The sequence below is a fragment of the Pseudomonas fluorescens genome (assembly GCF_002837185.1).
Taxonomy (GTDB): domain Bacteria; phylum Pseudomonadota; class Gammaproteobacteria; order Pseudomonadales; family Pseudomonadaceae; genus Aquipseudomonas; species Aquipseudomonas fluorescens_AM.
On the sequence record NZ_KZ477988.1, the window covers coordinates 137,653 to 151,896 of the forward strand.

At 61.8% G+C, this 14,244-nt stretch carries 11 protein-coding genes and 1 riboswitch; of the genes, 2 read left to right on the plus strand and 9 right to left on the minus strand.

Annotation, left to right across the window (positions count from 1 at the left end):
- Positions 1-37: 37 nt before the first annotated feature.
- The 7 genes from parC to CIB54_RS05545 all read right to left on the minus strand — a co-directional run bounded on the left by parC (position 38) and on the right by CIB54_RS05545 (position 8,076).
- Entirely contained in the window at positions 38-2,302 is a 2,265-nt protein-coding gene (gene parC / locus CIB54_RS05515; protein ID WP_065951527.1) for a DNA topoisomerase IV subunit A, read from the minus strand.
- A gap of 70 nt (positions 2,303-2,372) precedes the next feature.
- Positions 2,373-3,368, minus strand: a complete 996-nt coding sequence (locus tag CIB54_RS05520) for an esterase-like activity of phytase family protein (RefSeq protein WP_101218950.1) — start codon at positions 3,366-3,368, stop codon at positions 2,373-2,375.
- Positions 3,368-5,272: a DNA topoisomerase IV subunit B gene (gene parE, locus CIB54_RS05525; protein ID WP_065951529.1), complete on the minus strand. Its 1,905-nt coding sequence runs from the start codon at positions 5,270-5,272 to the stop codon at positions 3,368-3,370. The genes CIB54_RS05520 and parE overlap by 1 nt, the downstream gene beginning before the upstream one ends.
- A gap of 45 nt (positions 5,273-5,317) precedes the next feature.
- On the minus strand, positions 5,318-5,926 hold the full coding sequence (locus CIB54_RS05530) for a YqiA/YcfP family alpha/beta fold hydrolase (RefSeq protein WP_065951530.1): 609 nt from the start codon (positions 5,924-5,926) through the stop codon (positions 5,318-5,320).
- Positions 5,927-6,108: 182 nt separating this feature from the next.
- Positions 6,109-6,921, minus strand: coding sequence for a 3',5'-cyclic-AMP phosphodiesterase (cpdA, locus tag CIB54_RS05535; RefSeq protein ID WP_065951531.1), 813 nt, complete (start codon positions 6,919-6,921; stop codon positions 6,109-6,111).
- A gap of 97 nt (positions 6,922-7,018) precedes the next feature.
- Positions 7,019-7,468: a DUF1249 domain-containing protein gene (locus tag CIB54_RS05540; protein ID WP_101218952.1), complete on the minus strand. Its 450-nt coding sequence runs from the start codon at positions 7,466-7,468 to the stop codon at positions 7,019-7,021.
- Positions 7,459-8,076 carry an NUDIX domain-containing protein gene (locus tag CIB54_RS05545; protein ID WP_101218954.1) on the minus strand — a complete coding sequence of 206 codons (618 nt, stop codon included), beginning with the start codon at positions 8,074-8,076 and terminating at the stop codon, positions 7,459-7,461. The genes CIB54_RS05540 and CIB54_RS05545 overlap by 10 nt, the downstream gene beginning before the upstream one ends.
- Before the next feature lie 194 nt (positions 8,077-8,270).
- On the opposite strand from CIB54_RS05545, the gene CIB54_RS05550 reads away from it, so the two are divergent.
- Positions 8,271-9,017, plus strand: coding sequence for an RsiV family protein (locus tag CIB54_RS05550; protein ID WP_065951533.1), 747 nt, complete (start codon positions 8,271-8,273; stop codon positions 9,015-9,017).
- On the opposite strand, the gene cytX is transcribed toward CIB54_RS05550, so the two are convergent.
- Positions 8,986-10,275 carry a putative hydroxymethylpyrimidine transporter CytX gene (gene cytX / locus CIB54_RS05555; RefSeq protein WP_101218956.1) on the minus strand — a complete coding sequence of 430 codons (1,290 nt, stop codon included), beginning with the start codon at positions 10,273-10,275 and terminating at the stop codon, positions 8,986-8,988. The two genes, CIB54_RS05550 and cytX, sit on opposite strands and share 32 nt — an antisense overlap.
- Positions 10,276-10,418: 143 nt before the next feature.
- Entirely contained in the window at positions 10,419-12,323 is a 1,905-nt protein-coding gene (gene thiC, locus CIB54_RS05560) for a phosphomethylpyrimidine synthase ThiC (RefSeq protein WP_065951535.1), read from the minus strand.
- Positions 12,324-12,472: 149 nt separating this feature from the next.
- A riboswitch (TPP riboswitch) is annotated at positions 12,473-12,578 on the minus strand.
- A gap of 195 nt (positions 12,579-12,773) precedes the next feature.
- Here thiC and CIB54_RS05565 point away from each other — a divergent pair.
- Positions 12,774-14,213, plus strand: coding sequence for a TolC family outer membrane protein (locus CIB54_RS05565; RefSeq protein WP_065951536.1), 1,440 nt, complete (start codon positions 12,774-12,776; stop codon positions 14,211-14,213).
- Positions 14,214-14,244: the final 31 nt, after the last annotated feature.

Genomic DNA, 14,244 nt, shown 5'->3' on the forward strand with positions numbered 1-14,244 from the left:
TACGCGTTAAATCGTAGATCGAGGCCTCTAGTTCGCCTTAAGCAGGCGTTTCCACCAACAAAGCATCCACTCGCTGGAAGCCCCGAGGCAGTTTGTTGCCGCGTCGACCGCGTTCGCCCTTGTAGTGCTCAAGGTCGTCAGGGCGCAGCGACAGCGTGCGCTTGCCGGCTTGAAGCACCAGCGTAGCGCCTTCGGGGATGACGGCGATGTCGGTCACGTACTCTTCGCGACTGGCCACCCGCTCTCCCGGGATACCAATGATCTTGTTGCCCTTGCCCTTGCCCAGCTGCGGCAGGTCGCTGATCTTGAACACCAGCAAACGCCCTTCGGTGGTCACCGAGGCCAGCCAGTTGTGCTCACGATCCTCCACCGGTCGCGGCAGGATCACCTTGGCATTGTTCGGCAGGCTCAGCAGCGCCTTGCCCGCTTTGTTCTTGGCCTGCAGGTCTTCACCCTTGACCACGAATCCGTAACCGGCGTCGGAAGCGATGACATACAACGAATCATCGTCCGGCAGCAGCACGCACTCGAAATTCGCCCCCGGTGGCGGCGTGAGGCGCCCGGTCAGCGGCTCGCCCTGCCCTCGTGCGGAAGGCAGCGTGTGGGCCGGCACCGAATAACTGCGCCCCGTAGAATCAATAAACACTGCAAATTGGTTGGAGCGCCCAGCCGCCGCAGTCTTGAAGCCATCACCGGCCTTGTACGAAAGACCGGTGGCGTCAATATCATGCCCTTTGGCGGAGCGAACCCAACCCTTTTCCGACAGAACGACGGTAATTTTCTCGTTGGGCAACAGCTCGGTTTCTGTCAGAGCTTTCGCTTCAGCACGCTCGACAATTGGCGACCTGCGGTCATCGCCGTAGGTTTCGGCGTCCTTGATCAGTTCGCTGCGCACCAGCTTCTTGAGCTTGGCTTCACTGCCCAGCAGCGCTTGCAGCTTGGCTTGTTCCTTGAGCAATGCGTCCTGCTCGTCGCGCAGCTTCATTTCTTCCAGTCGCGCCAACTGGCGCAAGCGGGTGTCGAGGATGTAGTCAGCCTGGATTTCGCTCAGTTCGAAACGCGCGATCAACTCGGCCTTCGGGTGCTCGGCGGTGCGGATGATATGGATCACTTCATCCAGGTTGAGGTAAGCGATCAACAAGCCGTCCAACAGGTGCAGGCGGCGCTCGACCTTATCCAGGCGGAATTGCAGGCGGCGGCGCACGGTCTGCACGCGGAACTCCAGCCATTCCACCAGCAGATTGCGCAGGTTCTTGAGCTGCGGCTTGCCGTCCAGGCCGATGATGTTGACGTTGACCCGGTAGCTGGACTCCAGGTCGGTGCTGGCAAACAGATGCTGCATCAGCACTTCATGATCCACCCGGCTGTTGGTCGGGATGATTACGATGCGGCACGGGTTCTCGTGGTCGGACTCATCGCGCAAGTCGGCGACTTGCGGCAGTTTCGACGGCTTGGCCTGCATCAACGCGGCGATCTGCTCCAGCACTTTGGCGCCGGACACCTGATGCGGCAACGCGGTCACGATAATGTCGCCGTCTTCGACGTGATACACCGCGCGCATGCGCACCGAGCCCTTGCCGGTTTGGTACATTTTCAGCAGGTCGGCGCGCGGCGTGATGATTTCCGCTTCGGTCGGGTAGTCCGGGCCCTGGATATGCTCACACAGCTGCTCGACCGTGGCTTTGGGCTCATCCAGCAGACGAACGCAGGCGGAGGCGACTTCGCGCAGGTTGTGCGGCGGCACGTCGGTGGCCATGCCGACCGCAATGCCAGTGGTGCCATTGAGCAGGATGTTCGGCAAACGTGCCGGCAATACCAGGGGTTCGTCGAGGGTGCCGTCAAAGTTGGGCCCCCAGTTCGCGGTGCCCTGGCCCAGCTCGCTGAGCAGAACTTCGGAGTAGCGCGACAGACGCGCCTCCGTGTAACGCATGGCGGCGAAGGACTTGGGATCATCCGGCGCACCCCAGTTACCCTGGCCGTCGACCAGGGTGTAACGGTAGCTGAACGGCTGGGCCATCAGCACCATGGCTTCATAGCACGCCGAATCGCCGTGGGGGTGGAACTTGCCGAGCACGTCACCGACGGTACGCGCCGACTTCTTGTGCTTGGAGTCGGCGTCCAGGCCCAACTCACTCATGGCGTAGATAATGCGCCGTTGTACCGGCTTCAGGCCGTCGCCGATATGCGGCAGGGCACGGTCCATGATCACGTACATGGAGTAGTTGAGGTAGGCATTTTCGGTGAAGTCAGCCAGCGATCGGCGTTCTACGCCATCTAAGCTGTCTGCGAGGATGTCACTCATGCGGGCCTCATCATTGGGTAAGGCGCAGCGGAACTGCCGCTGCGCTGATTCAATTCAAAAAAGTCGCGGCTCATGGCTGGGCACTCCAGCCACCGGCCGGCGCGGCGAAACGATAGACCACCGGGCGCTTTTCACCGTCGGCACGTGCGCCAAAATTATTGTCGATGCCAATCCAGGCGCCGTCGGCGTCCACCACCAGGGCTTCGGCCAGGCCATAGGGCTGGGGGTAACGCCGTTCGGGCGTCAGGGTGTCGTCGGCAAACGACCAGCACAGCTCAACCTTGGCCGTCACCGTATCGCGTCGGCAAAGCTGGAACGCATTGCGCTCCAGGGTAAACAGCTTGCCGTCGAACAGCGCCAGGTCGGCAAAATCCTTGGACACGGCTTTGGCGTTGGTGAACTGCGCCGGCTGCACTTCCAGCCCGGCCTCGCTCAACAATACGCAAGCCCCCTCGCAATCCCACACGCTCTGCCCGCGCTTGATCGAGATCAGGCCACGGCGCTCACGCTCGGCGGCCAGCCAGATCTGATTGCCTTGCGGGTTCACCGTCAGGCCCTCGAACAACGCATTGAAGTGCAGCAACATGCCGCTGGCCCGCGCCTCGCGCACCATGCCCGGGGCGATTTTCAACCACTCGGGCGCACCGGCTGCCGGTACCTGCAACACCGCCGCATGGGCTTCGCTGACGATGTAACGGTTGCCTGCGGCATCACAGCTGATCCCTTCGAAATCCAGGTCCCCACCGCGAATGAACGAAGCCGCCGTGGTGCGCGAGCGCAGCCCCCACGGCAGGCCGGATTCGGGCACGGGGGGGACATCGATCTTCAATACCTCGGCGTTCCAGGTCGGCTCGCGGGTGTCCAGACGATAAATCTGCTCATCATCACGGTCCGATACCGTCCACAGGTCCTTGCCGCACAGCGCCAGGCCCGACAGGTTGCCGCCGCGCATGCCGTCTACCGGATGTTCCGACACCCACTTGAGCTCAGCCACGGGCGCGGCAGCCACATCGGTGGTCGCCAACCCGCACACCATCAGGATCGCCAGGGCGACGCCTGTGCGCATCAGCCCAGCACCTCGGCCAGGTTGCCCTTGGATTCGAGCCAGGCTTTGCGATCCGGCGCACGCTTTTTCGCCAGCAGCATGTCCATCATTTCCGAGGTACCGGCGAAGTCTTCCAGGGTCAACTGCACCAGGCGCCGGGTGTTCGGGTCCATGGTGGTTTCGCGCAATTGCGGCGGGTTCATTTCACCCAGGCCCTTGAATCGCGTGACCTGCGGCTTGCCGCGCTTCTTCTCGGCCACCAGGCGGTCGAGGATGCCATCGCGTTCCGCTTCGTCCAGGGCGTAGAAAATTTCCTTGCCCAGGTCGATGCGGTACAGCGGCGGCATGGCGACGTAGACGTGACCGGCATCCACCAGCGGGCGGAAGTGCTGCACGAACAACGCGCACAGCAAGGTGGCAATGTGCAGACCATCGGAGTCGGCGTCGGCCAGGATGCAGATCTTGCCGTAGCGCAACTGGCTCATGTCCGCCGCGCCAGGGTCGACCCCAATGGCCACGGCGATGTTATGCACTTCCTGGCTGGCGAGGACTTCGCTGCCATCGACTTCCCAGGTGTTGAGGATCTTGCCGCGCAACGGCAGGATCGCCTGGAACTCCTTGTCCCGCGCTTGCTTGGCGGAACCGCCAGCGGAATCCCCTTCCACCAGGAACAGCTCGGAGCGCATCGGGTCCTGCCCGGCGCAGTCGGCCAGCTTGCCGGGCAATGCCGGGCCCTGGGTGATGCGTTTGCGCTCGACCTTCTTGCTGGCCTTGAGGCGACGACCGGCGTTGTTGATCGCCAGCTCCGCCAGGGCCAGGCCCAACTCCGGGTGCTCGTTGAGCCACAGGCTGAAAGCGTCCTTGACCACACCGGACACAAACGCCGCTGCTTCGCGGGAGGACAGGCGCTCCTTGGTCTGACCGGAGAACTGCGGCTCCTGCATTTTCATCGACAGCACGAACGCGATGCGCTCCCACACGTCTTCCGGCGCCAGCTTCACGCCGCGCGGCAGCAGGCTGCGGTATTCGCAGAATTCGCGCATGGCGTCCAGCAAGCCCTGGCGCAAGCCGTTGACGTGGGTGCCGCCCTGGGCGGTGGGAATCAGGTTGACGTAGCTTTCCTGCACGCTGTCGCCGCCCTCGGGCAACCACAACAGCGCCCAGTCGACGGCTTCCTTGTTACCGGCCAGGCTGCCGCAGAACGGCGCGTTGGGCAGGCGCTCGAAGTCGCTGACCGAATCTTCCAGGTAAGAGCGCAGGCCGTCTTCGTAGTGCCACTCGACCTTTTCGCCAGTGCCTTTGTCTTCAAAGCTCACCAACAGGCCCGGGCACAGCACGGCCTTGGCCTTGAGCACATGTTTGAGGCGGCTGATGGAGAATTTCGGCGAATCGAAGTATTTCGGGTCCGGCGCGAAGTACACGCTGGTACCGGTATTGCGCTTGCCGACGCTGCCGATTACTTCGAGGTCGGTGGCTTTGTAGCCATCGGCGAAGGTCATCTGATATTCGTTGCCGTCGCGCTTGACCTTGACCCTGACCTGCGTGGACAAGGCATTGACCACGGAAATACCCACGCCGTGCAAACCGCCGGAGAACTGGTAGTTCTTGTTGGAGAACTTGCCGCCGGCGTGCAGTTTGGTGAGGATCAGCTCGACGCCCGACACACCCTCTTCGGGGTGAATGTCCACCGGCATGCCGCGACCGTCGTCGGACACTTCCAGGGAGTGGTCGGCGTGGAGAATGACCTGCACCGACTTGGCGTGCCCGGCCAAGGCTTCGTCGACGCTGTTGTCGATGACTTCCTGGGCAAGGTGGTTCGGCCGACTGGTGTCGGTGTACATGCCGGGGCGTTTGCGCACCGGGTCGAGGCCCGAGAGGACTTCGATGGCGTCGGCGTTATAAGAGCTAGCGCTGGGAGTGGCCATGGGGTCTCGTCGTGAGTCGTTCGATTAAAAAGTGACCTGCGATTTTTACAGTGACGAAAAATCGAAGGATTGATACTGATCAGCGCCAATGCCGGCAAAGCACAGCAGTGCCGGCAATTGCTGGGCGAACCCTTGGTAACCGTGGTCGCCACCGGCCTGGATGCGCAAGGCACAGGCACGGTAATACTGCTGGGCCAGGCGATAATCCAGGGTTTCGTCCCCGGTCTGCAACCACACCTGATAACGCGCGGCGTCCTGAGGGGCCGGTACTTCCAGCTCGGCCAACGCCGTGACGTGGTCGAGGGTCAACTCCCAGCTTTCATCGGTGTAGAGGTTCTTCTGGGTCCCCAGGTAGCCGTCAAACATCCGATGGGGGCTGACCGCCGGGTTGACCAGCAGCGCCTTGAGGCCATGGCGTTCGGCAAGATGGGTTGCATAGTAGCCGCCCAATGAACTGCCGACCAGCAGCGGCCTGCCCAGTTCTGCGATGGCCTCCTCCAATTGAGGAATCGCCTGACGCGGATGGTGATGCAGCGCCGGAACACGTAACTGCTCGGACAGGCCAAGCTTGCCCATCACGGTGATCAACTGGCTGGCCTTGTTGGAGGCCGGCGCACTGTTGAAACCGTGGATATAAAGGATCGAAGCAGACATGCCGGGCTCTCCGCGACTCAGGCCAAAGAGGCGCAGTTTACAGGGATCGAGGGCCTGTGTGAGAACCCATGTGGGAGGCGGCTTGCCGCCGATGGCTGAGTGTCAGTCAGCACATGTGGCAGCTGACACACCGCAATCGGGGGCAAGCCCCCTCCCACATTTTTGCTCAGCGTTTACAGCTATTAATAGCCGTTGCTGCCGTAGTCGACGGTAAAGGCGAAATCCTTGACCCGCTCCACCCCGGTCTCCAACCGCCCGTCGGCATGCAAGCGCAGCCAGCGATAGCCTGGGGCCTGGTCGCTGACCTGGAAGTCCTCACTGCCCGGCGCGAACTGGATGCAGGTGGACGGCGACGCCAGCAGGCGCACGCCGTTGCGCTCGCTGTCGATTTCCTGGTGCACATGCCCCCACAAAACGGCTTTCACTTGGGGGAACCGGTCAAGCACGGCAAACAGCGCGTCCGGATTGCGCAGGCCGATAGGCTCCATCCAGGCGCAGCCGATCGACACCGGGTGATGATGCAGGCACACCAGATGATGCCGGTTCGGTGCTTCACTCAAGGCCTGGACCAGCAGTTGCAGTTGCTGGTCCTGCAGGTAGCCGGGCACGGAACCGGGCACGGCGGAGTCCAGCAGGGTGATGCGCCAGTTGCCCACGTCAACCACCGGCTCCAGCAGGTCGCTGTGCACGGCAGCGCTCGCCATGATCTGCGGCTCATCGTGGTTGCCGGGAAGCCAGCGCGCGGGAGCGCCTATAGGCGCAGTCATGTCGCGAAATTGCCGGTATGACGCCAGTGTGCCGTCCTGGGACAGATCCCCCGTGGCCAGCACCAGATCGACAGACGGCTGCTGTTCGCGCACAAGATCAATCACCCGCTGCAGGCTGTCACGGGTATTCATGCCCAGCAACGTGACGTCTGCCTCGGCAAACAAATGGCTGTCGGACAGTTGCACCAACAGCGCAGCGTCGGGGTTCATGGCGGATACGCTCGGCAAGGCGCTCTCCCTAGCGGTCACAGGAATAAACAGGTGAGGCAATTATGCTGGGGCAGGACACAAAGAGGAAACCCAGGTAAACAAACGCAGTTCACATCTAGCGCACGACTTCGAACTCATGGCCAAGGGCCAGGCAGTGGCTCAACCATTCGCCGAGGAACACATTGAGCTGTGCTTTCTCATCGGGCTGGTGCATGAACATATTCGGGTAAGGATAGATGCTGCGAAAGCGTCGCGCGTGTTCGGCGCTGATCACTTCGGCCATGCGTGCATCGTGGTACACCTGCACTTCCAGCTGCGGCACCGGCAGCCAGGGCAGGCTGTGCTCCTGGCGCACGCGCAGGGTGGTGGTGTACGGGCAATTGACGATGACTTCCAGGGTCAGCACGCCCAGCATCTGGTCGCCGTGGGTCACGGCAATGCGCCGCGCCTCGGGCGTGTGGCGCATGTCGGGGAGCAGGCGCATCAGCCGCGCATAGTTGGCCTCGCACGCGGCTTGCAGCCCGATCAGGTCAACCCGGTAACGTTCCCGTGCCTTTACTGCCATAGCCCCCTCACTTCCGCGCGATTAAGCGCAAGCCATTGCAGGGCGATGATGCTGGCTGCATTGGAAATCCTGCCGTCGCGCACAGCCTGAAAGGCATCTTCGAATGCCCAAGTGGTCACGCGGATATCTTCGGCCTCTTCTTCCAATCCATGGATACCACCGGCCTGTGAGCTGTCGCAACGGCCCAGGTACAGGTGGACGAATTCGGTACTGCCGCCAGGCGACGGGAAATATTTGGTGATCGGCCACAGCGCGGAGAATGTCAGCCCAGCTTCCTCCTCGGCTTCGCGGTGTGCAACCTCCTCGGGTTGCTCGTCCTTGTCGATCAGGCCGGCGACCATTTCCACCAGCCACGGGTTGTCGGCACGCCCCATGGCGCCGACGCGGAACTGCTCGATCAGCACCACTTCATCGCGCTGCGGATCGTAGGGCAGTACGCACACCGCATCATGGCGCACAAAGACTTCACGATTGATCACGCGGCTCATGCCGCCGTCGAACTTCTCGTGGCGCAGTTGCACGCGATCGAGCTGATAGAAGCCCTTGTAGGCAGAGTCGCGCTGGACAATTTCGATGTTCTTCGGCGTCGCCTTCGTAACGTCCGTCATATTCTTCCTCGTCATAAGCCGTGCAATGGGCGCCATCCTAACGCGCCCAAGCGACTCGGCGCAGCCCCTTTCCGGTTGCCGGGATAGACGGCGGGCGTCAAACTCACGCCAATCAGTCTAGTGGCGAACTGGCGGCCCTGTTGGCAGTCCAAGCGCTACTCTTTTCGCTTTCCATCGATTTACGAAGGACACACATGTCGCTTTTAAAAATCGCCTCCATGGCTTGTATTGCCTTGACCCTGGGTGCCTGCCAGAGCCTGTTCCAGCCCGGCCAACTCAAACCGCTGGACGTCACCACCGACAAGTCGGAGCAGATCAAGCCCGGCTGCGGCAGCCCTGATTGTCCGCTGGTGAACATCGACACCGTGCATTTCCCCGCCGATCCGCAACTCGACAACCTGGTCGAGCAGCGCCTGTTGCAGATGACCCGCACCACGCCCGGCGCCAGCGTCCCTGCGACCCTGAATGCCTACCGGGACAAGTTCCTGCGCGAATCCCCCGACCGCCACAGCATGTACTTGCAGGCCAAGGTACGTGAGCAGCATGACGGACTGGTGATCGTTGAGGTGTCCAGCTACCTGGACACCGGCGTGGCCCACGGTGAACCTGGCCGCGGTTTCATCAATTATTCACGGGTGCTGCATAAGGAGTTGAGCCTGGCCGACATGCTGTTGCCCGGCCAGGAGCAGGCCTTCTGGAATACGGCAAAAGTTGCCCACAACAGCTGGTTGATCAACACCAAGATGGACCGCGATCCGGAGTTCGTGAAGAACTGGCCGTTCCAGAAGACCCCGAACGTGGCCTTGACCAGCGGCGGCGTGGTGCTCAAGTACAACGTCACCACCATTGCTCCCTACGCCCAGGGGCTGATCGAAATCACCATCCCCTATGCGCGCCTGACCGGGGTGATCAAGCCCGAGCTGATGCCCGCGCGCCACTGACCGCCCGCCCCAGGATGAACTGCAGCAACCCTGCCAGCAGCAATGCCGGCAGGGTTGCACCCAGATCCGGATAGAAGTGCGCCAGCAGGTGGTAGGTGCCGATGCCGCCCAGCCACGCCAGCAGCGCCGGCCAATGCAGCAGGGTCACTGCGCCCTGGCGCCGACGGCGCAGGATGAAGTGATCCACCAGTACCACGCCGAACAGTGGCGCAAACACTGAACCGATCAGCAACAGGAAGTTCTGGTATTGCGCCAGGGGCGCCAGGCAGGCGATCACGGTGCAGATCACACCAATGGCCAACGCCAGGTGCTCGACTTTCAAACGCAGCAGCATCCCGCTCGACACTGCCGCCGAGTGAATATCGGCAAACGCGTTTTCCGACTCGTCCAGCAGGATCAGCAACAGCGGAATACCCAGGCCGGCTCCGGCCAGGGCCAGCAGCAGTGCATTCACTTCACCGCTGGGCGCAAATGCCAGGGTGTAGGCCACCCCCAGGCTCATCAGCCAGAAATTACCGATAAAGAACCCCAGCGCGGTGCCGCCGAACACGCTTTTCGCGCGTTTGCCAAAGCGTGAGTAGTCGGCGATCAGCGCCAGCCACGACAGCGGCATGGCGATGGCAATGTCAAAGCCCACCGCAAACGGCATCGAACCGTCACCGGCCTGGGCCCACAGCGCGACGAGGTCGGCCTTGGCGAACAGGTTCCAGGTCAGCCACAGACAGGCCGCGAGCAGCAGCCAAATGCCCCATTTGCGCAGGATTTGCCGCACGAACGTCAACGGGCCACTCACCGCCAGCACGGTGGCAAGGCCACCAAAAAACACGGTCCACAACAAGGGGTTCGCCAACAGGCTGCCTTCACTGAACGCGCGCGCGCCCAACAAACTGGCCGCATCGCGCATCACGATAATCTCGAACGCGCCCCAGCCAACCAATTGCAGCAGGTTCAACAGCGCCGGCAGGCTCGCGCCTCGGGTACCGAGGCTGAGCTTGAGCGCGGCCATGGCGGACAGCCCCGTGTCGCTGCCGATCACGCCGACGGCGCCCAGCAACAGCACGCCGACCAGGGTGCCGAGGAAGATGGCCAACAATGAGCCGGACAGCCCCAGACCCGGCGCCAGTAAAGCGCCGGTTTGCAACACCATCAGGCCGATGCCGAGAGAGAACCACAGGGAAAACAGGTCGCGGGCGCCGAAGACGCGCTTGTCAGAAGGCACCGCGATGTCAGGCGAGTAAGTGCTGGGTTGAATGCTCAAGGATGAAATCTCTGAGGGACATTTGTTGTTTGAAAGAATGCTATCGGGGGCAAGCCCCCTCCCACACTTGAATTGTGAACACAGTCAAATGTGGCAGGGGGCTTGCCCCCGATGAGGCCGGTACAGGCGCCTGCAATCCCGGATCAGACCTTTTTGTAGAGCTGACTGCCTTCCTGCCTGAAGCGCTCCGCCTGTTCGGCCAAGCCCTTGGCCACGTCCACATCCACCGCGTCAATGCGCTGGTTGGCCGCGTATTCACGCACTTCCTGGGTGATTTTCATCGAGCAGAATTTCGGTCCGCACATCGAGCAGAAGTGCGCAACCTTGGCCGAATCCTTCGGCAGGGTTTCGTCGTGATAGGCACGCGCGGTGTCCGGGTCCAGGCCCAGGTTGAACTGGTCTTCCCAGCGGAATTCGAAGCGCGCCTTGCTCAACGCGTTGTCGCGAATCTGCGCGCCCGGGTGGCCCTTGGCAAGGTCGGCGGCGTGCGCGGCGATCTTGTAGGTGATGATCCCGGTCTTCACGTCATCCTTGTTCGGCAAGCCCAAGTGCTCCTTGGGTGTGACGTAGCAGAGCATGGCGCAGCCGAACCAGCCGATCATCGCCGCGCCGATGCCGGAGGTGATGTGGTCGTAGCCCGGCGCAATGTCGGTGGTCAGCGGGCCGAGGGTGTAGAACGGCGCCTCGTCGCAGCATTCGAGCTGCTTGTCCATGTTCTCCTTGATCAATTGCATGGGCACGTGACCAGGACCTTCGATCATGGTTTGCACGTCGTGCTTCCAGGCGATCTTGGTCAGCTCGCCGAGGGTTTCCAGTTCACCGAATTGCGCAGCGTCGTTGGCGTCGGCGATCGACCCCGGACGCAGGCCATCGCCGAGGGAGAAGCTGACGTCGTAGGCCTTCATGATTTCGCAGATTTCATCGAAATGCGTGTAGGTGAAGTTCTCCTTGTGGTGGGCCAGGCACCACTTGGCCATGATCGAACCGCCACGGGAAACGATGCCGGTGACGCGTTTGGCGGTCAGCGGTACGTAACGCAGCAACACGCCGGCGTGGATGGTGAAGTAGTCGACACCCTGCTCGGCCTGTTCGATCAGGGTGTCGCGAAACAGCTCCCAGGTCAGGTCTTCGGCGGCGCCGCCGACTTTTTCCAGGGCCTGGTAGATCGGCACGGTCCCGATCGGCACGGGTGAGTTGCGGATGATCCACTCGCGCGTTTCGTGGATGTGCTTGCCGGTGGACAGGTCCATCACCGTGTCCGAACCCCAGCGGATGCCCCAGGTGAGTTTCGCCACTTCTTCTTCGATGGAAGAACCCAGGGCGCTGTTGCCGATGTTGCCGTTGATCTTCACCAGGAAGTTACGGCCGATGATCATCGGCTCCAGTTCGGTATGGTTGATGTTCGCCGGGATGATCGCGCGACCACGGGCGATTTCTTCACGCACGAACTCTGGGGTAATGATCTTCGGTACGCTGGCGCCAAAGCTGTGGCCGGCGTGTTGCTGGTCGAGCAGGCCGCTGGCGCGGGCCTCTTCGAGCTTCATGTTTTCGCGGATGGCGACGTATTCCATCTCGGCGGTGATGATGCCTTTGCGCGCGTAGTGCATCTGCGTGACGTTGGCCCCGGCCTTGGCGCGGCGCGGGTTCTTCACATGGGCGAAGCGCAGGGCGGTCAGTTCGGCATCGCTGAGGCGCTGTTGGCCGAAGTGCGAGCTGAGACCCGACAGACGCTCGGTGTCGCCACGGGACTCGATCCAGGGTGAACGCACATCGCCCAGGCCTTTGCGCACGTCGATGATCACGTTGGGGTCGGTGTACGGGCCGGAAGTGTCATAGACCACCACGGGCGCGTTGATTTCACCGCCGAAATCGGTGGGGGTCACGTCCAGGCTGACCTCGCGCATCGGTACACGGATGTCCGGGCGAGTGCCTTGTACGTAGATTTTCTGCGAGCGGGTAAACGGCTGCACCGAGCCTGCGTCGACCTTGGCCGATTCACTCAGGTGCACGGTATCTTTGAGTTTTGTACTTTTTATTTCTGTGCTCATCACGGGCTCTCCAACTTATCCAGGCGGTGGATTTTTGTCGGAGCGAACCTGTGGCGGACGGACGCACTGGAATCAGTGCTGTGCTTGGCGCACGAGGGCTGTTCGATGGTCGAACAACTTCCCGGACGAAGCACAAGAGGACTCGCCGGGTGACGAGAAATCTTGTTCCCTACGCAGGCGTTAACCTGATCAGGTTCAACGGGATCCGGTATTTACCGATCTCAGCCTTCCAACAAGGCACCCCGACAAGAACCTGCCCAGTCTAGACCAGGGCGTGGGCAAATTGCCAATGACGCTGTAGTCAGGATGATAAATGGCGTGATTACAGGATTGTTGTGCCGAGGCCCGGCCACTACACTCCTGAGCTGCCTCAAGGCTTGACGCTCCCGTTTCGTCACCGTAGCCTTGAGCGATAAATTATCATCGTAATATTTACTCAGGGATCGCCTCATGCTGCGCAAACTTTCACTGGCAGTTGCCGTGTCTTGTGCGACCAATGGAATGGTCTGGGCAGCTGAAGCGCCCTTGTCCGCCAGAACCGACCTGGTCAGCGTCTACCAGGAAGCGGTGGACAACAACGCCGACCTAGCAGCGGCCCGCGCTCAATACGGCGCGCAAAAAGAAGTGGTGCCCCAGGCCCGCGCCGGGTTGCTGCCGAACCTGACCGGTGGTGCCGACATCAATAACGTGCGCACCCAGATCGACACGCCGGCCGCCACCGCCAATCGCGATGCGCACTCCTGGCGTGCAACATTGAGCCAGCCGCTGTTTCGTGCCGACCGCTGGTTCCAGCTGCAAGCCGCCGAAGCCACCAATGAGCAGGCCGCACTGCAGCTCTCGGCGACCGAACAGAACCTGATCCTGCAGAGCGCCGAAAGCTACTTTGCCGTACTGCGCGCGCAAGACAACCTGGCCTCGACCAAGGCCGAAGAAAATGCCTTCAGACGTCAGTTGGACCAATCCAATGAACGCTTCGATGTGGGCCTGTCGGACAAGACCGACGTGCTGCAATCCCAGGCCAGCTACGACACGGCACGGGCCAACCGCATCCTCGCGCAGCGCCAGGTGGAAGACGCGTTCGAGGCACTGATCACCCTGACCAATCGCCAATACAATTCGATCCAGGGCATTGTCCACACACTGCCGGTGTTGCCGCCGCTGCCGAACGACGCCAAGGCCTGGGTCGAAACCGCCGGCCGCCAGAACCTGAACCTGCTGGCCAGCAACTACGCCGTCACCGCTGCCGAAGAAACCCTCAAGCAGCGCAAGGCCGGCCACGCGCCCACCCTGGACGCGGTGGCGCAGTACGAAAAAGGCGATAACGATGCTCTGGGTTTCAGCAACCCGAATGCGTTCGGCACGCCCTATCGCGGCGACGTCGAACAGCGCACCATCGGCCTGCGCTTGAACATCCCGATCTACAGCGGCGGGCTGACCAGCTCCCAGGTACGTGAATCCTACTCGCGCCTGGGCCAGACCGAGCAGCAACGCGAAGGCCTGCGCCGCCAGGTTGTGGAAAATACCCGCAACCTGCACCGCGCCGTAAATACCGACGTGGAACAGGTGCAAGCACGCCGCCAGTCGATCATCTCCAACCAGAGCGCGGTGGAAGCCACGGAAATCGGCTATCAGGTGGGCACGCGCAATATCGTCGACGTGCTGGACGCCCAGCGCCAGCTCTACTCATCGGTGCGCAACTACAACAACAGCCGCTACGACTACATCCTCGACAACCTGCGCTTGAAGCAGGCAGCGGGCACGCTGAATCCGGGGGACCTACAGGACCTGACGCGCTATTTGAAAGCCGACTACAACCCGGATAAAGACTTCCTGCCACCGGACCTGGCCAAAGCCGCCGCCGAGCAGCTCAAGGCCCGCCCGGGTTCTTGAAAACACCATAAACCAATGTGGGAGGGGGCTT